This is a genomic window from Hydrotalea sp. (genome assembly GCA_030054115.1).
GTDB lineage: Bacteria > Pseudomonadota > Alphaproteobacteria > JASGCL01 > JASGCL01 > JASGCL01.
Genome location: JASGCL010000002.1, coordinates 78,371 through 98,970 on the forward strand (window position 1 = coordinate 78,371; position 20,600 = coordinate 98,970).

Annotated in this window: 19 protein-coding genes and 1 tRNA gene; 15 read left to right on the forward strand and 5 right to left on the reverse strand. The window is 48.0% G+C overall.

Translation table 11 applies throughout. From position 1 onward, the window contains the following. The first annotated feature begins 29 nt into the window (after positions 1-29). The 3 genes from serS (at position 30) to QM529_01115 (ending at position 2,996) form a co-directional block, all read left to right on the forward strand. A complete protein-coding gene (gene serS / locus QM529_01105; protein MDI9313264.1) occupies positions 30-1,301 on the forward strand; it encodes a serine--tRNA ligase in 1,272 nt (423 codons plus the stop codon). An 11-nt stretch (positions 1,302-1,312) separates the two neighbouring features. Beyond that, positions 1,313-2,275, forward strand: coding sequence for a LysM peptidoglycan-binding domain-containing M23 family metallopeptidase (locus QM529_01110; protein MDI9313265.1), 963 nt, complete (start codon positions 1,313-1,315; stop codon positions 2,273-2,275). A 127-nt stretch (positions 2,276-2,402) separates the two neighbouring features. Beyond that, on the forward strand, positions 2,403-2,996 hold the full coding sequence (locus tag QM529_01115; protein MDI9313266.1) for a gamma-glutamylcyclotransferase: 594 nt from the start codon (positions 2,403-2,405) through the stop codon (positions 2,994-2,996). Positions 2,997-3,392: 396 nt separating this feature from the next. Here QM529_01115 and QM529_01120 read toward each other — a convergent pair. Further along, positions 3,393-3,469, reverse strand: a tRNA-Pro gene (locus tag QM529_01120). A gap of 101 nt (positions 3,470-3,570) precedes the next feature. On the opposite strand from QM529_01120, the gene QM529_01125 reads away from it, so the two are divergent. Continuing rightward, positions 3,571-4,065 carry a hypothetical protein gene (locus QM529_01125; GenBank protein MDI9313267.1) on the forward strand — a complete coding sequence of 165 codons (495 nt, stop codon included), beginning with the start codon at positions 3,571-3,573 and terminating at the stop codon, positions 4,063-4,065. A gap of 57 nt (positions 4,066-4,122) precedes the next feature. Next, positions 4,123-5,520 carry a glutamate--tRNA ligase gene (gene gltX, locus QM529_01130; GenBank protein ID MDI9313268.1) on the forward strand — a complete coding sequence of 466 codons (1,398 nt, stop codon included), beginning with the start codon at positions 4,123-4,125 and terminating at the stop codon, positions 5,518-5,520. Here the strand turns inward: gltX and ruvX are convergent. Beyond that, the gene (gene ruvX, locus QM529_01135; GenBank protein ID MDI9313269.1) at positions 5,515-6,078 is read right to left on the reverse strand and encodes a Holliday junction resolvase RuvX; all 564 of its coding nucleotides are present in this window, start codon (positions 6,076-6,078) and stop codon (positions 5,515-5,517) included. The two genes, gltX and ruvX, sit on opposite strands and share 6 nt — an antisense overlap. 156 nt (positions 6,079-6,234) lie before the next feature. Between ruvX and atpD the strand changes: the two genes are divergently transcribed. The 4 genes from atpD (at position 6,235) to QM529_01155 (ending at position 10,804) form a co-directional block, all read left to right on the forward strand. Next, positions 6,235-7,671: a F0F1 ATP synthase subunit beta gene (gene atpD, locus QM529_01140; protein MDI9313270.1), complete on the forward strand. Its 1,437-nt coding sequence runs from the start codon at positions 6,235-6,237 to the stop codon at positions 7,669-7,671. Positions 7,672-7,768: 97 nt separating this feature from the next. Further along, a complete protein-coding gene (gene atpC, locus QM529_01145; GenBank protein MDI9313271.1) occupies positions 7,769-8,188 on the forward strand; it encodes an ATP synthase F1 subunit epsilon in 420 nt (139 codons plus the stop codon). 107 nt (positions 8,189-8,295) lie between these two features. Beyond that, entirely contained in the window at positions 8,296-10,221 is a 1,926-nt protein-coding gene (locus QM529_01150) for a lytic transglycosylase domain-containing protein (protein MDI9313272.1), read from the forward strand. A 52-nt stretch (positions 10,222-10,273) separates the two neighbouring features. Next, on the forward strand, positions 10,274-10,804 hold the full coding sequence (locus QM529_01155) for a molybdopterin-binding protein (GenBank protein MDI9313273.1): 531 nt from the start codon (positions 10,274-10,276) through the stop codon (positions 10,802-10,804). Positions 10,805-10,816: 12 nt separating this feature from the next. On the opposite strand, the gene QM529_01160 is transcribed toward QM529_01155, so the two are convergent. Together QM529_01160 and QM529_01165 are read right to left on the reverse strand one after the other, a co-directional pair. Continuing rightward, on the reverse strand, positions 10,817-11,281 hold the full coding sequence (locus QM529_01160; GenBank protein MDI9313274.1) for a hypothetical protein: 465 nt from the start codon (positions 11,279-11,281) through the stop codon (positions 10,817-10,819). Between the two features lie 52 nt (positions 11,282-11,333). Continuing rightward, a complete protein-coding gene (locus QM529_01165) occupies positions 11,334-12,638 on the reverse strand; it encodes a citrate synthase (GenBank protein MDI9313275.1) in 1,305 nt (434 codons plus the stop codon). A gap of 147 nt (positions 12,639-12,785) precedes the next feature. Here QM529_01165 and QM529_01170 point away from each other — a divergent pair, with 147 nt between their 5' ends. Together QM529_01170 and argC are read left to right on the forward strand one after the other, a co-directional pair. Then, positions 12,786-13,451, forward strand: a complete 666-nt coding sequence (locus QM529_01170; protein ID MDI9313276.1) for a DUF1013 domain-containing protein — start codon at positions 12,786-12,788, stop codon at positions 13,449-13,451. 251 nt (positions 13,452-13,702) lie between these two features. Beyond that, entirely contained in the window at positions 13,703-14,716 is a 1,014-nt protein-coding gene (argC, locus tag QM529_01175) for an N-acetyl-gamma-glutamyl-phosphate reductase (protein ID MDI9313277.1), read from the forward strand. 2 nt (positions 14,717-14,718) lie between these two features. Here the strand turns inward: argC and QM529_01180 are convergent, their stop codons facing one another. Further along, entirely contained in the window at positions 14,719-15,570 is an 852-nt protein-coding gene (locus QM529_01180; protein MDI9313278.1) for a hypothetical protein, read from the reverse strand. 955 nt (positions 15,571-16,525) lie between these two features. On the opposite strand from QM529_01180, the gene QM529_01185 reads away from it, so the two are divergent. The 4 genes from QM529_01185 to QM529_01200 are packed head-to-tail and all read left to right on the forward strand — an operon-like array spanning position 16,526 to position 20,527. Continuing rightward, complete coding sequence (locus QM529_01185) at positions 16,526-17,989, forward strand: NAD-dependent succinate-semialdehyde dehydrogenase (protein MDI9313279.1); 1,464 nt, start codon at positions 16,526-16,528, stop codon at positions 17,987-17,989. A gap of 33 nt (positions 17,990-18,022) precedes the next feature. Then, complete coding sequence (locus QM529_01190; protein MDI9313280.1) at positions 18,023-18,826, forward strand: gamma-glutamyl-gamma-aminobutyrate hydrolase family protein; 804 nt, start codon at positions 18,023-18,025, stop codon at positions 18,824-18,826. A gap of 17 nt (positions 18,827-18,843) precedes the next feature. Further along, positions 18,844-19,464 carry a DUF4433 domain-containing protein gene (locus tag QM529_01195; protein ID MDI9313281.1) on the forward strand — a complete coding sequence of 207 codons (621 nt, stop codon included), beginning with the start codon at positions 18,844-18,846 and terminating at the stop codon, positions 19,462-19,464. 4 nt (positions 19,465-19,468) lie between these two features. Next, complete coding sequence (locus QM529_01200) at positions 19,469-20,527, forward strand: macro domain-containing protein (protein MDI9313282.1); 1,059 nt, start codon at positions 19,469-19,471, stop codon at positions 20,525-20,527. The last annotated feature ends 73 nt before the right edge of the window (positions 20,528-20,600 follow it).

Consider the following 20,600-nt stretch of genomic DNA (forward strand, 5'->3'; position numbering starts at 1 on the left):
AAGGTTAAATCGTTTGTAACACCACCACCATGCACGATATAAAATTCATCCGCGATAACCCCGAACAATTTGATGCCGGCCTGGCGCGGCGCGGCCTGGCGGCGCAAAGCGCGACCATTTTGGCGATGGACGAAACCTGGCGACGCTTGCAACGCGAGCTGGAGGAACTATTGGCGGCGCGCAATGCTGGCTCGGCCAATATTGCGGTTTTAAAAAAATCGAACCAACCGACTGACGACGCCATGGCGCAATTGCAATCATTAAAAACAAAAATCCCCGAGCTGGAGGTAGCGGCGGCGGCGCAAAAAACCAAGTTGGATGAAATGCTCGCCGCCCTGCCCAATTTGCCAGAGGATGCCGTGCCGGCGGGTAAAGACGAACATGACAATGTCGAAATTCGCCGCCAAGGCGAGGCGCGAAAATTTTCAAGCCCGCCAAAGCCGCACGACCAATTGGGCGAGGATTTGGCGATGATGGATTTCACCACCGCCGCCAATGTGGCCGGTGCAAGGTTTGTGTTTTTGCGCCAAGATTTGGCGCGGTTGGAACGTGCCCTGGCGCAATTTATGATTGATACCCACTTTACAGAATTTGGTTACGAGGAAACCTCGCCCCCCCTGTTGGTGAGGTCGAACACCGTTTATGGCACCGGGCAATTGCCAAAATTTGCCGATGATTTGTTCAAAACCACCGATGACCGATGGCTTATTCCCACCGCCGAGGTGCCCCTGACCGCGCAAATCATGGGTAGGGTTTATCAAGCAGACGAATTGCCCAAACGTTATGTTGCCCTGACCCCGTGTTTTCGGTCGGAGGCCGGGGCCGCCGGCAAGGACACCAAGGGGATGATTCGCCAACACCAGTTTTGGAAGGTTGAATTGGTCAGCATCACCACCGCTGAACAATCGAACGATGAATTGGAACGGATGACGGCCTGCGCCGAGCATATATTGCAAAAGTTGCAATTGCCCTATCGCACCATGTTGTTGTGTTCGGGCGACATGGGGTTTGCCGCCAAAAAAACCTATGACATCGAGGTTTTTGTGCCGGCGCAGAATTGTTATCGCGAAATTTCGTCCTGTTCGAACGTGGGCGATTTTCAGGCGCGCCGCTTGCATGGTAGGTATAAGGATAAGGATGGCACGATGAAATTTGTCCATACGCTCAATGGTTCGGGACTGGCGGTTGGTCGCGCCCTGGTGGCGGTGATGGAAAATTATCAATCGTCCGATGGTGGTGTTGACGTGCCCGCGGTGTTGCAACCCTACATGGCGGGCATGGCAAAGATAATAAAAAAATAAGGAGATTTACAATGAGCATCGTAATAGGAAAAAACACCATCGCAAAAAAATATCTTTTGCTGTTGCCAATAATGTTGTCGCTGTGGGGGTGTGAATCCTTGCCGTTTCGCTGGGGCGAGGAAGTTGGTGTTAAGGATTTGGTTGTTAAAGGCGGCGGCGGTAGCAAGCCGCAAAAACTCATCCTTGCCGGTGATAACCCGGCCAGCCTTAAGCCAACCAATAACGGGCTGAGCAACCCGACCAATAATGTTGCCATCAATAATGCCAATAATAATACCGCCAGCGCACCACAAATGGTGACGAAGAAAACCCCTTATAAGGTGGTGAAGGGCGATACGATTTATTCCTTGGCGCGGCAAAACAACATGACGCCGGCCGAGTTTGCAAAGGATAATGGTTTAAAAATTACCGACCAATTGAAGATAGGGCAAAATATCACGATTAGTAAAAAAGTCGCGAGCAACGCGGCGGGCAATGCAATTGGCAATAGCGACGGCATGACACCGCCGCGCGCGCAAATGGCGGTAACCGAAACACCGATAGCCAGTTCAAATGCAACCACCAATGACAAGGCCAATAGCAGTGGGCAACCGCAAGCCCTGGCTTGGCCGTTGCAACAATCGAATATCTTGCAAAAATTTGGCGAGGGCACAAGCCAAGATGGGCTTATTTTGGCCGGGTCGATGGGGCAAAATGTTGCGGCGGTCAGCGGTGGCACGGTGATTTATGTCGGCACCGATATAAAACCGCTTGGTCTGTTGGTGTTGGTGAAGCATGATAATGGGTTGGTATCGACCTATGGCTATTTGCAAAAATCGTTGGTGAAAAAGGGCGATGCGGTAAAACGCGGACAAATCATTGCCACGGTCGGTCGGTCGGGCCTGGCGCAACGCCCACAATTGTATTTTGAAATTAGAAAAAATAACCAGCCGTCGAACCCGTTGAATTTTTTGCCGGCGCGCGCCAGCAATTAAGCAAACCACCGAAACAATTTTTTGACTATTTTTGTTAATTGGGCAGGGTGATTTTTTGTTATCAATCTTACCAATGGGGGTGCGAATCATGTTGATAACGAACCCCCAGCATTATTCGTGAAAATTTATGACCGCAGATAGACAAAACTACCAAGAATATTTATCGCTCGTCGAATCGCTCCGCCCATTTTATGTTTTTGCCTTTGGGTCGTTGATTTGGGCACCCGATTTTAATTGCGAAAAAAAAATGCGCGCCCGTGTCGAGGGGTTTCACCGCCGGTTTGGCATGTGGTCGGTGCATTACCGCGGCACGATTGAAAAACCCGGGTTGGTGGTGGGGTTGGACCATGGCGGCCACACGGTGGGGGCATGCCTGCAGGTGGCGGAGGCAGACCGCGACGCCGTGGCAAAAAAACTATGGGAGCGGGAAATGATTTCGGCGGCCTACACCCCCTGCGCCCTGCCGGTGCTTATCGAGGGCGAGAATAAAGTGGTGCAGGCCTTGGCCTTCACCCTTGACGCGGCGCACAAACAATATGTGCACCGCGAAATGCCATTATCCGAGCAGGCAAAAATTATCGCCACCTCCGCCGGTGCAAACGGCACAAACCGCGATTATTTTTTCAACATGATAAAATCCTTGGAGGAAATGAACATTATCGATGAACAGATGGAAGCGTTGAAAAAAGAATTTGAGAAGCTAACCGGCGGCAAAGGATAATCGCTTTTTTATAGAAAACCAGCGAGGCTTGACAAATAAAGGGGACAGGCTTATATTAAAGATGAATATACCCACCCCTGCACCAATTCTATGAATTGATGTTTGGGGTGGTTTTTTTTTAATCAGATTTCATTTTCTCAAACGTCGCCCGAAATTCATGCGGGCTTTTCACGCTTAAGAATAAAAGCTAATAGCTTCTTTATCTTTGCGGTAGCCTAAGCCTGCCACCCGCCGCGCACGCAAGATATCGTTCGAGTAGCAACGTGGGTAAAAACGTTTATAGTAGCAAGTGAAGCCACCCCCGCCCGAAATTCGCGCGGGCTTTGCTCGCGTGAAAAATATAAAAAAATGTCGGTGAGGCGAACGCCACTTCGTGGCTTTCGCAAGTATTTTTCGTGGTCGGAGTGGCAGGATTTGAACCTACGGCCCCTGCCTCCCGAAGGCAGTGCTCTACCAGTCTGAGCTACACTCCGCTTTGGTTTTTGCTATCACGAAAACAATAATTTTTCATTAAGAAAATGTTGGCGGCGGTTGCCATCTATTATTTGCCAAAAAAACATGGTAAGATAACAGCATGACGATTTTGTATGTTGCAATTTTATTGCTGTTGTTTTTGGGTGTCGCCTTCGCGGTAAGGCGTTTCCTGCCCATTCTTATTGCCCTGGTGGTGCTGGTGCTGGTGCTGGTGGTGTCGATATCGCTATTTGGTTTTATGCCCGATTACAGCCGTGGCATGCGCGCCGGCGTGGTGCAAAAATACTCGGTGAAGGGGATTATATTTAAATCGGGCGAAATCACCATGGTTTTGCCGGTCGAGGGCATGGTTATGACCAGCGACCCAATCACTGTTTTTATTGTCTCTTGCATGTTTTCCAAAACGCCAGATGATTGCCAAGTGATTGAGCAGGCGGTTGCCACCAGGCAAAAAATTGTTGTCGAATATGAACAATGGTTGGTAAAACCAATCATGCAGGACAGCGATTACACGGTGAAATCGGCCAAGGTTGTTCCGGCGGTTGCGCCGGCGACCCCGGCAACGCCGCCCGCCATCGCGCCGGCCAAGCCATAATAAGGCCGTGCATCATGCGATGAAACAACCCCGTGGTTATCGATGTGGTTATGAATAATGGCGCAAACACAAAAAATTGTTACCCGCTTTGCCCCGTCGCCCACCGGTTATTTGCACCTGGGCGGGGCGCGCACCGCGCTGTTTAATTATTTATTCGCCAAACACCACGGCGGCGATTACAAATTACGGATAGAGGATACCGACCGCGCGCGCTCCACCCCCGACGCGATAGAGGTTATTTTGCGCGGCCTGGAATGGCTGGGCATAAAACACGATGGCGATTTTGTGTTGCAATCCAACAACATTGCGCGGCATGTGGCGGTGGCCGAGGGCTTGGTAAAAAAAGGCTTGGCCTATGAATGTTACATGACGGCGGATGAATTGGAGGCCCTGCGCAAAGAGCAAGAGGCAAAAAAATTGCCCCTGAAATACGACGGGCGATGGCGCGACCGCGACGAAACCGACAGAAAAAAAATGGCGGGCAATGGTGCAAAACCAACCATCCGTATAAAAATGCCGCAAGCTGGCGCGACCACCATCAACGATGCTGTGCAGGGGTCGGTCACGGTGCAAAACAGCGAATTGGACGATTTTATTTTACTGCGGTCTGACCGCACCCCGACCTACATGTTGTCGGTGGTGGTGGATGATGTCGATATGGGCGTTACCCATATTATTCGTGGCAATGACCATCTAACCAACGCTTTCCGCCAATATCACCTCTTTAAGGCGATTGCTGGCGATGAAAAAAACATTCCAGCATTTGCCCATATTCCGCTGATTATGAACGAGGCCGGCGAAAAATTATCAAAACGCAATGGCGCGGCGGCGATAACCGATTACCAAACAATGGGGATTCTGCCCGAGGCAATGGTGAATTACCTGTTGCGCCTGGGCTGGTCGCACGGCGATGACGAAATTATTTCCATGGCGCAGGCGGTGGAATGGTTTGATATCGCCCATGTCGGGAAAAGCGCGGCCCGCACCGACATAAAAAAATTGCAACATTTGGCCGGCCATTACATGGCGATGGCCGATGACGCGCGGTTGGCAAATCTTGCCAGCATTACTGAGGGCAAGCAATTTATACCGCTGATAAAAACGCGGGTATTTAATTTGGTTGATTTGGAAAAACAGGTTGCGCTGTTGCTGACCACGCCGGCATTTCCCCTAACCGCCGCAACCTTGCAAACCGAATTGCAAAATAAAAAACAGACATTATTGTCAGCTTGTGAATTTTTATCAAGCCAAGAAAATTGGGGCAAACAAAATTTGCATGATGCGGTGAAATTTTGGGGCGAGGCGCAGGGTTTAAAAATGAAAGACATCGCCCCCGCTATCCGCCTGGCCTTGACCGGCCTTGAACATTCGCCGGGCTGTTTTGATTTGCTGGCGGTTTGCGGCAAAACTGAATCCTTGGCGCGGCTTGATGCCGCCATCAAATCGCTTCTATAACGGCCGCTTCATGAGCGGGTTGATGAGGGGGTTCATCTGGTCCAACAATCCTTGCAACAAAAAACTCGCCGCCATCTGGTCGCGCAATTTGTTTTTTTTGGCGGTGGTCAGGTTATCGCCAAATGCCTTATCATCGGCCAATAATTTATCAACCGCCTGGCTGGTTAAACGTTCATCCAACAACAATATCGGAATCGTAACGCCGGCCTTGGCCAGGTTGCGGGCATATTGGCGGCGGCTTTGGGTTGATTTGTTTTCGCCGCCGTCCATGTTGCGCGGCAGGCCAATAACCAAGCCAACAATTTGCTCGTTGCTTATCATGGTGATAATCGCCTCGGCCTGGCGCGAAAAACTATCCTTCGCCCCATTATGCGGCATCTGTTGTTGCAACAGGCCAAATTGGCTGGCGATTTTTCGTTGCGGGTCCGACAGGGCCAGGCCGGTGCGTTTTTTGCCAATATCCAACGCCAATAATCGCCCGACCCGTGGCATGGTGGCGATGAAATCTTTCCGTTGGTCGGTGATATGGCTGAATATATTTTGCGCAATGGCCGTCATGGCTGTTCTATAGCACAAAATTACTTGCGCGGGCGTTAAATATTGTTATTGACAAAAAACTTGTTGCTTGATAAGGCCAAAATTGTTACTGGTAAAGTAAGGCAAAAAAATAAGAACGAATTTATTACAATAACAAAAGAAAAAAAGGAAAAAAACATGGCAAAGAATTCTCAAACCGCGTCCGGCATGGGCAAAATTAACCAGGTGCTGGGGGCGGTGGTCGACGTCGAATTTACCGACGGCAACTTGCCGGGCATTTTGAACGCCTTGACCTGCGACAACAATGGCCAACAATTGGTGCTCGAGGTTGCACAACATTTGGGCGAAAACACCGTGCGCGCCATCGCGATGGACGCAACCGAGGGGTTGCAACGCGGCCAAGCGGTGAAGGACACCGGCGATATGATTTCGGTGCCGGTTGGGCCGGAAACCTTGGGCCGCATTATGAATGTTATCGGCGATCCGATTGACGACCGTGGCGCGATAAAATCAAAAATGAAAATGCCGATTCATCGTTCGGCACCGCCCTATGTTGACCAGTCGACCGATACCGAGGTGCTGGTCACCGGTATTAAGGTTATCGATTTGCTGACGCCATACCCCAAGGGGGGTAAAATTGGTTTGTTCGGCGGCGCGGGCGTGGGCAAGACGGTGCTGATTCAAGAACTTATCAATAACATCGCCAAGGGGCACGGCGGTTATTCGGTATTTGCCGGCGTGGGCGAGCGGACGCGCGAGGGCAATGACCTTTACCATGAAATGATAGATTCGGGCGTTATCAATTTGGGCGGCGAGTCAAAGGTGGCGATGGTCTATGGCCAGATGAACGAACCACCGGGCGCGCGGGCGCGGGTCGCCCTGACCGGTTTGACGCAAGCCGAATATTTCCGCGATGAAGAAGGCAAGGACGTGTTGTTCTTCGTCGATAATATCTTCCGTTTCACCCAAGCCGGGTCAGAGGTTTCGGCCTTGCTCGGCCGTATTCCCTCGGCCGTGGGTTACCAACCAACCTTGGCGACCGACATGGGCACGATGCAGGAACGTATCACCTCAACCAAAAAAGGTTCGATTACATCGATTCAGGCGGTTTATGTGCCGGCCGACGATTTGACCGACCCGGCCCCGGCCACGACCTTCTCTCACCTTGACGCGACCACCACCTTGTCACGGCAAATTTCTGAATTGGGGATTTACCCGGCGGTCGACCCGCTGGATTCAACCAGCCGGATTCTTGACGCCAACACGGTCGGCCAAAAACATTACGACACCGCCCGCGCCGTGCAACGCACCCTGCAGGCCTATAAATCATTACAAGAAATCATTGCTATCTTGGGGATGGACGAATTGTCGGAAGCCGACAAATTAACCGTCGCGCGGGCACGCAAAATTCAACGTTTCCTGTCACAGCCATTCCATGTGGCCGAGGTTTTCACCGGCAAGCCCGGCAAATTTGTCCAACTTGAGGATACGGTGAAAAGCTTCGCCGCCATCGTCAATGGCGATTATGATGATTTGCCCGAATCGGCATTTTACATGGTCGGCAGTATTGAGGAAGCGGTGGCGCGCGCCAAGGAATTGGCCAAGGCGGCTTAAGATTCTTTTGGTTGTGGTTGCAAAATTGATTTTTGCGAAAGGGCGAAAATTCTAAACGCAAGCCTATCAAAAAACATGAATTAAAGATTGATAAAAAATGGCAAGCGAACAATTACAAATCGACATCATTGCCCCGAACGGCACATTATTTAATGGCATGGGCGACATGGTTATTGTGCCCGGCGACAATGGCGACATGGGTATTTTGGCGGGGCACGCCGACACCATTGCCGCCCTGCGCCCTGGGGTGTTGTGGTTTTACACCGGCGGCAAATTAAGCAAAAAATTTTTTCTAAGCGGCGGCTTCGCCGACATCAGCCAAAAAAAAGTGGTGATTTTGGCCACCGCGGCGAATGATGTCGCCACCCTGGACAGCAAGGATATTGAAAAGCAAATCAAGGATTTCACCGACGAATTAAAAAACACCAAGGACGCCGCCCAGCAAGCTATTGTTAATGACAAATTGGCGGTGGCGCGCGCCGCCCTTTCCGCCATCAGCGAAAAGCTATACTCTTAAGGCGAATCAGTCTATTCAGCGGATGAAATGGCCCATGACCAAATGGCGGTTGCATGGCGTGGGGCATGATGTGGCACGCTACGTGCTTAGTGTTGGGGCATAAATCTATGGTTAAGAAAATCACAAAAATCTTTCGGCTAAAAAACCATCGGCAACCGGCCAATGTGGGCCTGGGTGGACTGGCGCGGTTGGCGCAAACTGGGCGGTTATCGATGGTGGTGGCCTTGCCGGTGCGCCGCCCATGGCGCGCGTTGTTTTTATCGCTGGGGGTGCCGGCGATGTTGTTATTGCTATCATCACCCCCCGCCTTCGCGGTTGGGACGACGGTGCCAACCATATTATCGGCCAATGACCAGGCGATTTATAAAAAAGCTTTCCAGGCGGTGCATAATAAAAAATTTGATGCCGCAAAGAACTTTATCCGCACCGCCGAAAACCCAATTTTGCGTTCGGCGGTGTTGGCGCAAATTTATATCCACCCAGGTTACAAAACCAGCATCAAGGAATTGGCCGATTGGTTAACCAAATACAAAGACCACGGCATGGCCGATAATATCTATCGCTTGGCCCTGGCGCGGCGGCCAAACAAAAAATTTGTTCTTACCGAACCGGTGGCACCGCTATTGCCGCTTGATGCGATGGACGACAAATCAAAGAAAAATTTTCTAGCTGACCAGGCCGACAATGGCATTATCGATGACAGCCATTTCGCCCTCGACCCGCTCGACCAACAGGTTATGGACCTGCGGCGGTTGGTAAAACGCGATAAATTATTTGACGCCGTGGCCTTGGCGCGCAAAAACCTTACCGCCGATAATATAAAAAACAACGCGTCGTTGCTTGACCAAATGTTTGCCATCACCATGTCGGGTTTTTATTTTGACGAACGTTATAGCGACGCCGCCACCCTGGCCGATGAAGCGGTGAATAATTTAAAAAATGCGGCGATAGAAAGCAGTTGGTGGGGTGGGCTGGCGGCATGGCAGGAAGGCAATTACGAGCGGGCGGCAAATTTATTTAGTATCACCAGCCAAAGCACCGACCCATTTTTGCAATCGGCGGCCTATTTTTGGCAGGGGCGCGCCATGGCGTCGCAAAACAAAGACGACATGGCGGTGAAGCAATTGACCTATGCCGCCAAAAACCCAACCACTTTTTACGGGCAAATTGCCTTAAAATACCTTGCCGCCGATGGCAAGGTTAATAACAAGCATATTTTTACCGACAGCCCAAAGGGCAACCCACGTATTTTATCGCGTCTGGCACAAATACCGGTCATGGCGCGCGGTTTCGCCCTGCTTAATATCGACGAGCCGGCCTTGGCGATGCTCGAATGGCGTTATGCGGTTGATAGGTTAAATAGCTCCTACAGCGAAAACCTGCTGGCCCTGGCCGATGATTACCAATTGCACCACACCGGTCTTCGCTTGGCGATTCATTTGCAAAAAATTTCTGGCCATTATTATGGCCGCGCGCTTTTTCCGGTGTTAACCGATGGCGATAAAGATTTAAAACCGGACGATGCCGCCCTGGCCCTGGCGGTGGCGCGGCAGGAATCGCATTTTTCCCCCCATGCTATCAGCCGCAGTGGCGCGGTTGGCATGATGCAGATGATGCCAACAACCGCCACGATGGTCAGCCGCTGGGATAGTTTCCAAGATTTAACATCGCAATATGCCGATAACAAACGGCCGTCGAAATATGACTTGTTTAACCCGCAATTAAATTTGGTGATGGGCACACGTTACCTGGCCAGTTTGTTGGCGTTGGATGATGTTGACGGCAATTTGATATTCGCGGTTGCTTCCTATAACGCCGGGCCCAACAATATGCGCAAATGGGTTAAAAATAAAAAATCTTATCACGGCGACCCATTGTTGTTTGTCGAATCGATTCCGTTGCGCGAAACGCGGCTTTACGTGGCGCGGGTGTTGGCCAATTATTGGGTTTACAGCGACATGCTCGACCTTGATAACCCGACCCTAACCGATATAGTTAATAACCGCTGGCCAAAAAAATTTATCGGTCAATAGGCGTGCAATCAAAAGGGTTGCAATCAAAAAATTTTAAGCAGATAATTGCCAGATGCCACGCGATGATTCCCGTCCTTTTATACCGCTTGCCATAACGCTGGTAACCCTGTCCGACACGCGCGACATGGCAAACGACAAATCGGGCGCGGTGTTGGCCGAAATGGTTTTGGCCGCCGGCCATAAAATCCATGCCCGCCATTTGTTAAAGGACGAGGCAAAAGATATTGTCGATTGTTTGGAAAAAATTCGGCAGGGGGAAGAATCGAAGGTGGTGATATTAACCGGCGGCACCGGCATTACGGCGCGCGATATAACGCCCGAGGCATTGCAAGCATTTTCGCAAAAACACCAGGGCAAGGAGATCGTTGGCTTTGGCGAATTGTTCCGCCAGTTATCTTACGAAAAAATTGGCACCTCGACCATTCAATCGCGCGCCATTGGGTTTGTCGCCGGCGGGTTATTGTTATTCGCCCTGCCCGGCAGTCCGGGCGCGGTTAAGGACGCGTGGCAAATGATATTGCTGTCGCAATTGGACAATCGCCACCGCCCATGCAATTTTGTCGAATTATTACCACGAATTTAGGCGGGGGCTGAATTATGGAAATTGTGCGTAGACCAATTGCGTTTCATCGTCTTGTATTTTTTTCTTATCGGCATCGGATAAATTTAGAGCCTGTTGTTTGTTAATTCTAGGATTAACCGAAGTGCAATAACCTGCATAATCCCAGAATCCGCAACCAACCTTCTTCTGTTCGTCATCTCTTCTTATTAAAACATTTAATATAGCTCCGTTATGATTTTGAATGCTGTATTCTGATACTTCGAGTAAATCATGGTAGCCTTGAGAACGGTCATTGCCAAAAAACGAATGGTCTTTTTGTCCGTTTTGAGGGTAAACCATATTCTTTAATTCGCCATAATAAATGATTGTTTTGTTTTTTGCGCAATCAACCAAAATGTCATAAATTTTTTGTGCGGTAGGGGTCATTTTTTTATCTTTCCCTGCCCATTTTATTATATTTTTCTTAAAAAGCAAATAAAATTTTTGGCACGCAAACATTAGAAAATGTCTAACTCAACCACCTACGACAGCGGTCATGGAAGCACCCCCCCTACCGCTTTTCCATCGGTACGTAGGGGCGTTTTGTTTGGCCGGTGTAAAGTTGGCGTGGCCGGTCGATTTTTTGCGTTGGCTCGCTCATCATTTCGTTCCATTGCGCCACCCAACCGGCGGTGCGCGCCAGGGCGAATAAAGCGGTAAACATCGACAGCGGGAAACCCATGGCGCGGAAAATAATCCCCGAATAAAAATCAACATTGGGGAAAAGTTTGCGTTCGATGAAATATTCATCGCTCAGGGCGATGGCTTCCAATTCTTGCGCCAATTCTAACAATGGGTCGTGGATTTTTAATTCGGCCAAAACCTCGTGGCAAGATTTTTTTAACACCGCGGCCCGTGGGTCGTAATTTTTGTAAACGCGGTGGCCAAAACCCATCAGGCGGGTGTTGGCCTCCTTGGCCTTTACCTTGTCCAGAAATGGTTTGATATTTTTCTTGTCGCCGATTTCTTGCAACATTTTCAACACCGCCTCGTTCGCGCCGCCGTGGCTGGGCCCCCACAGGCACGAAATACCGGCCGATATACAAGCAAATGGGTTGGCCTTTGACGAGCCGGCCATTCGCACCGTCGAGGTCGAGGCATTTTGTTCGTGGTCGGCGTGCAAAATAAAAATCTTGCGCAACGCCCGTTCGAACACCGGGTTGACTTCGTATTTTTCGCAAGGCACCGAAAATGTCATGTGAATAAAATTCGCGGTGTAATGCATGTTGTTGCGCGGGTAAACAAACGGCTGGCCGATGGAGTATTTGTAGGAGGTCGCAACCAGCGTCGGCATTTTGGCGATGATGCGAATCATTGCCTTTTCGCGGATATTCGGGTCGCTGATGTTGGTTTCCTCTTGGTAAAATGCTGACAGGGCACCGACCGCCCCGACCAAGGTCGCCATGGGGTGCGCGTCGCGGCGAAAGCCACGATAAAAATTTATCAATTGTTCGTTCACCATGCTGTGGTGGTTTATTTCCCAGCAGAAACTATCATATTGCGGCTTGGTCGGCAGGTTGCCGTAAATCAATAAATAAGCGGTTTCAAGGAAGCCGGAATTTTCGGCCAATTCCTCGATAGGGATGCCGCGATGCAACAACACCCCCTGGTCGCCGTCGATAAAGGTGATGGCGCTTTTGCATGACGCGGTTTGGCTGTAACCCGAATCCAAGGTGAAAAGCCCCATGTTATCGTAAAGCCCACCCTTGATACCATTCAAGTCGATGGTCGAGGGGCCCATGGTGCCGTCTTTAATCGGCAGGTCAATTTTTTTACCGGTGCGGTTATCGGTGATGGTGATGGTGTTATTGGTCATTTATTTTGGCAGGCTTTCTAAAACTTATCCTTTACGGAGATTATCGTTTTTTGGGTCGGTAAACAAGATTTTTCTTTTTACAATTTGTTAAGGATATGATAAAGACTGCGTCAGACAAAAATCCCGATATTAGTTAATCATCACCAAATGGCCAAAAAGAAAATTACCCATCCGTCCATCCTTATGCCGCGCGCGACCGCGGTGTGGTTGATTGATAACACCGCCCTTAGTTTTCAGCAGATAGCCGATTTTTGCGGCCTGCACCTGTTGGAGGTGGAAAACCTCGCCGATGCCAGCGACAGCCAATTGAAGGGCACCAGCCCATTGCTGAACGGCCAATTAACGCGCGAGGAAATTGCCCGTTGCGAAAAAGACGCCAGCCAATCATTGCAATTAAATAAAGTTGAAAGTTACGACAATTTGGTTGAAAAACGCCGTGGGCCGCGTTACACGCCGATTTCAAAACGCGGGGATAAACCCGACGCCGTGGTGTGGTTGTTGAAAAATCACCCGGGCCTGTCCGACAGCCAAATTGGCCGGCTTATCGGCACGACCCTGAATACCATTAAGGCAATTAAAAACCGCACCCATTGGAACATGGCCAATTTAAGCGCGAAACATCCGGTCGAATTGGGGTTATGTTCCAAGGCCGAATTGGATAAGGCGGTTGGCAAAATTAAAAAAACCGACATGCCAAGCGACGACCTGTTGCCGGCCGGCATGGTGGGCGATGACATGGCCGATAGCATGGCCGATAACGCGGGTGACGGCATGGCCAATAACGCGGGCGACGAGGAAGACAATATCGCTTAAGGCCGGGCTTAAAGGCCGATGGACAAGCGGCGACAACCGCACCAAGCCGCTCCCGCAGGGGCAATTTTTTATCATGTTGTAATCAAACCACTTGGCATTGTTGGCGCGGGGTTTTGTTCGCGCCCGCCGGCCGCCATTTTTTGCCAAGGGTTTAAAACGCAAAATCTAACCAATAAATATAAAACATGAATAACGCGCGAACAATATTTGCGCGGCGCAAGATTTTGGCGTAAAGATATGGCAGTAAGATTATGGTTAAAAAAAGAATTTTTATCGACGGGGCGGAGGGCACAACCGGCCTCGACATTCGCGAACGACTGGCGGCCTATAACCGCGAATCTGGCGACCGGCTTGACATTATCACCCTGCCCGATGATTTGCGCAAAGACAAAAAACACCGCGCGTTAAATTTAAACGATTGCGATGTGGCGATATTGTGCTTGCCCGATGATGCGGCGCGCGACGCCGTGGCCATGGTCGACAACCCGGCGGTAAAAATTTTGGATTGTTCGACGGCGCACCGCATCAGCCATGGCTGGGTTTACGGCCTGCCTGAATATAACCAACAACAACCGGCGGTGATTGGCAAATCGCCGCGGGTTGCCAACCCGGGGTGTTACGCCACCGGTTTTATTTTGTTGGTCGCGCCGTTGAAACGCGCCGGCCTTATCCCCGACGATTACCCATTGGCGGCGTTTGGCCTGTCGGGTTATTCGGGCGGCGGCAAAACCATGATGGCCGAATATGAAACCCCCAATAAAAAAATTCACGGCCATGTTTATGGGTTACAGCAAAATCACAAACATTTGGCCGAAATGGCCGATTATGGTTTGTTGCCGCACCCGCCATTGTTCCAACCGGTGGTGGGCGATTTCCCGCGCGGCATGGTGATGATGGTGCCGTTGGACGGGCGGGTGTTAACCAAAATCAACCAATCGCTTATCGAAAAAATTTGGGTTGAGAGTTATGGCGGTTGCGAGAAGATTTTGTTGGGCGACGAATCGCCCTCAAACAGCGGAGCGGTAGGGCAAAGATTAACGCCCTCAAGCAGCGGAGCGGTAGGGCAAAGATTATCGCCCTCAAGCAGCGGAGCGGTAGGGCAAAGATTATTGCCCGATGAATTTGCCAACCGCGATGATATAAAATTATCGGTGCTGGGCAATGACACCGATGGCCGCCTTACCCTGACCGCGCAATATGACAACCTGGGCAAGGGCGCGTCCGGCGCGGCCTTGCAGAATGTTAGGCTGATGTTGGGGATGTGATATTATTTTTTAAGGAGAGATTGTTTTATCAATGCAATATCATATTCTAAATTATTAATATTGGTAATACCTTTAATAACATAATCTCCATTTCCTGCTTTCCCTTTGTTAGAAACATCGCTGGTTCTATTTGTGGCGTCATTTAATTCGCCTTTTTTTAAATTAATAAATATATCAATGGATTTTTTTTGTATTACAATATCACAAAAATTATAACCATTCTTTTTGAATGCCATATAGGTTTTTGTAGCAATCGGTTCTTTTAAGTCTATTGCCAAATCAAGAATATGCTTCTTATATTCTTTATATAATTCTTGCACATTGCTGTTATGATGATTAATAAGGTCTTCTTCTGTATAAGATTTTATTGTTGCATCAAGACTTTTGCTAACTTTTATTATATTTTCACTTTTAGATGAGCCATATTTTTCTACTTTTTTAAATTCTATTAAATTGTCATCGTATCTTGTAATTTTATATAATTCTATCGGCAACGCTGGGGAGGCGGTTGCATCAATCTGATAGCGGTTGAATTCTTGTGAGATAAATTTTAATTTAGATTCTGTCCAGTCGAAATCATTAATTTTCATATTGAAACCTAGTTTTTGATTATATTCTAAAACTACATCTGCTTTTCTGTTTATTATTGAATTAAGATACGAAACGCCTTGGTCAGATAAGGAGCTGTCCTTACCTTTTTTTATCTCTATAATAACGAATGACTTTGTTTGGGGCGCGTAGGCAAGAATATCAATTATATAATCACCAATAGAAAATTGGTTTTTAATAAAATTCAATTCTGCAAAGAGTTCATTAAAATGATTTTTAACAAATTCTTCTATATCTTTTTCCAATATAAAATAATTTGGTTTTATATTCTTTAAAGAACCATTTTTTAAGGAGAATAAGGACATAATTTTATTATACGCAATCTACTTACAAAGTCAACAATAAATAGAACAAAAAAATTTTAATCAAAACCCAAAAAAAATCCGGCTCTAAGCCCATGGCCTCGCCCTACCCGTCATTCTCGAAATCGCGAAGCGATTATCGGGAAACCATTTCCGAGGCGTCATCATGGAAAACTGCGAAAGGGTGATGGTGTCAAAATTTTGTCTGCCTTCAACCATGGAAGCGGTAGGGCGAATATTTTTTGGCTAGCTTAAGATTCCTTTCTATTACCCTTTCGTTTCCTGTAACCACCGATGCCTCGGAAATGGTTCCCCGATAACCCGCGCTGGTCGCGCGGGTTTCGAGGATGACGGGCGGGGAGGCAAGAGCGGTAGTGCAAGGCAATAACCTGATAGCGACTCACGCCGTCCAAGGAATGGTTTCCCGATAGCCCTTACGGGCTTCGAGAATGACGGGCAGAGAGGTGAGAGGCGCGGGTTTCGAGGATGACGGCGAGAGGGGCTTTTGACGGCGGCGCAAAAAATACCGCTTTTGCTCGCTTATAAATTTTTTAATATAAAAAATCTTGTCCGCGAACCCACCCAAAAAATATCTCCACCGCTTCGCGGTGTTCGTATTTTTATCCCTCGTCGGCGGCTAAAGCAATGGAGGCTTTGCGCTTTCTACTCGTAAGAATTTTAGAGGATGACTGTTGGAGAGGAAAGAAGCCTTTCTGAACAAAGCTGAAAAGTTTGGTTCTAGGCCTACGGCCTAGTTGTGCAATTAAATTCTTTATGCTATCAATGTCTGCGCGGGCAAAAAACTGGGGCAGGTATATTAAAAATTTATTAAGGTAACAATTTTTTATCTATGGTGGTTTTTTAAATCAAATGTCATAGAATAATAATCGCAACAACCATGACTAAAGTTCCAGCAAAACAATTGGCGCGTAAGGATTTGCTCTGCACCAAGGCCTTCATCGGCGGTGAATGGGTTTCGGCCAGCAAAACATTTGATGTAAAAAACCCGGCGACCGGCGAATTATTGTCGACCCTGCCCGATTGTGGCTCTGCCGAAACCGAGGCCGCGATTGCGGCCGCCGTTGCGCCGCAAAAATTATGGGCAAAAAAAACCGCCAAGGAACGTAGCGCGGTGTTAAAAAAATGGGTCGCCCTGATTGATAAGCATAAGGACGACCTTGCGCTTATCCTCACCTGGGAAAATGGCAAACCGATAGCTGAATCCTTGGGCGAAATTGCCTCGGGCATGGGTTATATCGAATGGTTCGCCGAGGAAGCCAAACGCGCCTACGGCGATGTTATCCACGGGCATTTGCCCGACAAACGTTTAATGGTGATATTGCAACCGGTCGGCATTACGGCCGCCATCACCCCGTGGAATTTCCCCCATTCGATGATCTCACGAAAGGCCGGGCCGGCCCTGGCCGCCGGTTGCGCGCAAATTGTTAAACCGCCGGCACAAACCCCGCTGTCGGCCCTGGCCATGGCCAAATTGGCGGAGGAAGCCGGTTTGCCAAAAGGATTATTTTCTATCGTTACATCGTCACGCGCGCGCGACGTGGGCACGGTTTTGACCACCGACCCACGGGTGGCGAAATTTTCTTTTACCGGCTCGACCGAGGTTGGCAAATTATTGATGGCGCAATGCGCTGGCACGGTGAAAAAAATCTCGCTCGAACTGGGCGGCAACGCGCCGTTTTTGGTGTTCGACGATGCCGATTTGGACGCGGCGGTAACCGGTGCCATGGCGTCAAAATTCCGCAACGCCGGTCAAACCTGCGTCTGCGCCAATCGCTTCATTGTGCAACGTTCGGTCGCCAAACAATTTGCTGAAAAATTAAAATCGGCGATGGAAAAAATGGTGGTCGGCAACGGCGCGGACGACGGGGTAACCACCGGCCCGCTTATCGACGCGCCATCGGTCGAAAAGGTCGAGGCACTGGTCAAGGACGCAACGGCCAAGGGGGCGAAGGTCGCCCTTGGCGGTAACAAACATAAACTCGGTGGGTTTTATTTTGAACCAACATTATTGACAAACATGACCCCCGATATGTTGATAGCGACCAACGAAATTTTTGGCCCGGTGGCGGCGATTTTTGAATTTGATAAGGACGAAGAAGCCATCGCCATGGCCAACAGCACGCGTTACGGCCTGGCCAGTTATTTTTACGCCCGCGATTTATCGCGCGTGTTTAATGTTGCAGAATCGATTGAAAGTGGTATGGTGGGCGTCAACACGGGCATGTTGACAACCGAGGTCGCACCATTTGGCGGGGTTAAGGAATCCGGCCTGGGGCGCGAGGGCGGATGGCAAGGCCTGCGTGAATATGTTGAAGAAAAATATATTTGTTTATCGATTTAAAAAAGGATTAAAAAGGGGCAGGAAAATCTCTGCATGGCAAAAAAAGTAAAACTGGTGGGTATCACCAGCAACTATAAAGTTGATGAAGCCGATATGAAATTCGGGTTAATCAATGGGGTTGAAATGATTGTCGAAAAATTACGCTACAGCCAGCGGGTGATTGACAGCTGTCAAGTTGACGATATCACGGCGGTGCCGGTGTTGTTGCCGCCATTGGGGGCGGCGATGTTTGCCGCGGTTGAAAAATTGGACGGGCTTATTTTCACCGGCGCGGGCAGTAACGTGCACCCCGATAATTATGGCGGCGAGGCACCACGCGCCGATAATTTGGAAGACCGCCAACGCGACCAAACCACCCTGCCGTTGTTTAAATTGGCCATGGGGCGCGGCCTGCCGATTTTATGTATTTGCCGTGGCGCGCAAGAATTAAATGTCGCGATGGGCGGCAGTTTGTTCCAACATATCGAAGAATTGCCAGGCAAAATGGACCATCGTTATCAATACGAACAGGGCAAAACATATAATTACGGGTTTCGCGCGGTGCATGATGTAACTATCCAGCCCGATGGCGTGTTGGAAAAACTTTACGAACGGCTCGAACCCGGCAAGAAAAAATGGCTGGTCAATTCGGCGCACAGCCAAGGGGTTGATAAATTGGCACCAAATCTTAAGGTCGAGGCCTACGCCGATGACGGCGTTATCGAGGCCTTATCTTGCCCCGATTACACCAAACAGGGCAAGTTTTTGCTCGCCCTGCAATGGCACCCCGAGGTTGATATTGTCATCGACCAGCCGCACAACAAAATTCTATTTCAAGAATTTGCGCGACATTTGTAGTTGTGATATAATAGGGAATGGTCGATATAAATAAAATAGATATTTATCATATAATCCACATTGATAATTTGGTTGGCATTGTTAAGGATGGTGGCTTGAAGTCAGATGCAAGATTGCGTCGTGAGAATAAAACAGCGGCTTCTAATACCAGTAAAGAAATTAAGGATGCAAGATTAAGAAAAGAAATTCCTATTGGTATTTTGGGCGACCAAGGTAATGTCGGTGACTATGTGCCATTTTATTTTTGTCCAAGGCATCCCTTGTTATATGAATGGAGGAAGCAATCTTCACAACATAAAGCTATTTATTTTGTAACAAAAATAGAGAGTGTTCTTAAATATCAACAACAATGTTTTTTTACCAATGGCAATGCCGCAAGCAGGGGAACAGTTTTTTATACAGACGCAGATGATATAAATAAATTAAATTGGGATGGCATTCATTCAGAAGATTTTGCCAGGGCTGAATATCCTGATAATTTTATAGCAAAATATTCAGAATTTCTCATTAAAGACTTTGTTTCGTTAAAACTTTGCAAGTTATTAGCTGTGTATGATGAAAAAACAAAGATTGCTATAGAAAAAGTTTTACAGGATAAGAAAATTTCTATAGAGGTAAAGAAGGACTGGTATTTTTAAGGCAATGATTATTTTACAAAAAGGAAAAATTGAGGATGCCGATGCAGAAGCATTGGTCAATAGCGTTAATTGCGTTGGCGTGATGGGGCGGGGTGTCGCCTTGGCATTTAAAGAAAAATATTCTAATAATTTTAAGGAATATGAAAAGGCTTGCCAAGATGGATTGGTGCAAACTGGTAAAATGTTTGTTTATTCAACAAAAAATATTTTTAATCCAAAATATATTATTAATTTTCCGACCAAGGTTCATTGGCGCGGTAAAAGCAAAATCGAATATATTGAAGATGGCTTACAAGATTTGATAAATGCGGTTAAGAAATATAAAATTCAATCTATCGCTATACCCCCATTGGGTTGCGGGTTAGGTGGCTTGAATTGGCAGGAGGTTAGCATTTTAATAAAAAATTCTTTTCAAGACTTACCTGACGTTAAAGTTTTTTTGTATGAGCCAAATCAATCATTGGCGGATAATAAATTTAAAACAAATTATAATAATCAGAGTGGAAAACTTACAACGGGCAGAGCCTCTTTAGTTTTGCTAATAGATTCTTATTTGGAAGGGTTGTTAGACGAGGCTATTACGTTGTTAGAGGTGCACAAATTAATGTATTTTATGCAAGCTTTTGGTGAACCATTGAGGTTGCAATTTAACAAAGAGCAGTTTGGCCCCTATGCCCAAAATTTAAGATTTGTTTTAGATGCGTTATGCAATCATTTCATTAAAGGATTTGAACAAGGTGATAAACCAAATAACTTGATTGAATTATTGCCTGGGGCGAAAGAAAAATCTGAAATCTTTTTAAATGCTACTGATACAAGCCAAACAAAAGAAAACATAGAAAAGGTTAAAAAGTTAATCGATGGTTTTGAAGATTCTTTTGGCATGGAATTGTTGTCATCTGTTCATTGGGCAACAAATGAAATGAAGACAAATGATAGTAAAAAAATTATTAATTATATTTCTAATTGGAGCGACAGAAAAAAGAAACTATTTCAACCTGAGGCCATAGAAATCGCAATCAAAACCTTAGAAGGAAACGGGCTTGGCGCGCCTGGTGTTTGATTTTTTTATTAGCCATACGGCAATCCCCACCCCCGCCGCCGCCATTATCAGGCACCAAAATTGACCAGCGGTT

What these genes read in the sequence shown, in the direction of transcription:
- atpD (MDI9313270.1), top strand. Translation starts at nt 6,235, where the DNA reads ATGGCAAAGAATTCTCAAACCGCGTCCGGCATGGGCAAAATTAACCAG.
- QM529_01110 (MDI9313265.1), top strand. Translation starts at nt 1,313, where the DNA reads ATGAGCATCGTAATAGGAAAAAACACCATCGCAAAAAAATATCTTTTG.
- QM529_01125 (MDI9313267.1), top strand. Translation starts at nt 3,571, where the DNA reads ATGACGATTTTGTATGTTGCAATTTTATTGCTGTTGTTTTTGGGTGTC.
- QM529_01200 (MDI9313282.1), top strand. Translation starts at nt 19,469, where the DNA reads ATGATTATTTTACAAAAAGGAAAAATTGAGGATGCCGATGCAGAAGCA.
- QM529_01160 (MDI9313274.1), bottom strand. Translation starts at nt 11,281, where the DNA reads ATGTTTGCGTGCCAAAAATTTTATTTGCTTTTTAAGAAAAATATAATA.
- serS (MDI9313264.1), top strand. Translation starts at nt 30, where the DNA reads ATGCACGATATAAAATTCATCCGCGATAACCCCGAACAATTTGATGCC.
- QM529_01195 (MDI9313281.1), top strand. Translation starts at nt 18,844, where the DNA reads ATGGTCGATATAAATAAAATAGATATTTATCATATAATCCACATTGAT.
- QM529_01150 (MDI9313272.1), top strand. Translation starts at nt 8,296, where the DNA reads ATGGTTAAGAAAATCACAAAAATCTTTCGGCTAAAAAACCATCGGCAA.
- QM529_01115 (MDI9313266.1), top strand. Translation starts at nt 2,403, where the DNA reads ATGACCGCAGATAGACAAAACTACCAAGAATATTTATCGCTCGTCGAA.
- QM529_01185 (MDI9313279.1), top strand. Translation starts at nt 16,526, where the DNA reads ATGACTAAAGTTCCAGCAAAACAATTGGCGCGTAAGGATTTGCTCTGC.
- QM529_01170 (MDI9313276.1), top strand. Translation starts at nt 12,786, where the DNA reads ATGGCCAAAAAGAAAATTACCCATCCGTCCATCCTTATGCCGCGCGCG.
- ruvX (MDI9313269.1), bottom strand. Translation starts at nt 6,078, where the DNA reads ATGACGGCCATTGCGCAAAATATATTCAGCCATATCACCGACCAACGG.
- argC (MDI9313277.1), top strand. Translation starts at nt 13,703, where the DNA reads ATGGTTAAAAAAAGAATTTTTATCGACGGGGCGGAGGGCACAACCGGC.
- gltX (MDI9313268.1), top strand. Translation starts at nt 4,123, where the DNA reads ATGGCGCAAACACAAAAAATTGTTACCCGCTTTGCCCCGTCGCCCACC.
- atpC (MDI9313271.1), top strand. Translation starts at nt 7,769, where the DNA reads ATGGCAAGCGAACAATTACAAATCGACATCATTGCCCCGAACGGCACA.
- QM529_01165 (MDI9313275.1), bottom strand. Translation starts at nt 12,638, where the DNA reads ATGACCAATAACACCATCACCATCACCGATAACCGCACCGGTAAAAAA.
- QM529_01190 (MDI9313280.1), top strand. Translation starts at nt 18,023, where the DNA reads ATGGCAAAAAAAGTAAAACTGGTGGGTATCACCAGCAACTATAAAGTT.
- QM529_01155 (MDI9313273.1), top strand. Translation starts at nt 10,274, where the DNA reads ATGCCACGCGATGATTCCCGTCCTTTTATACCGCTTGCCATAACGCTG.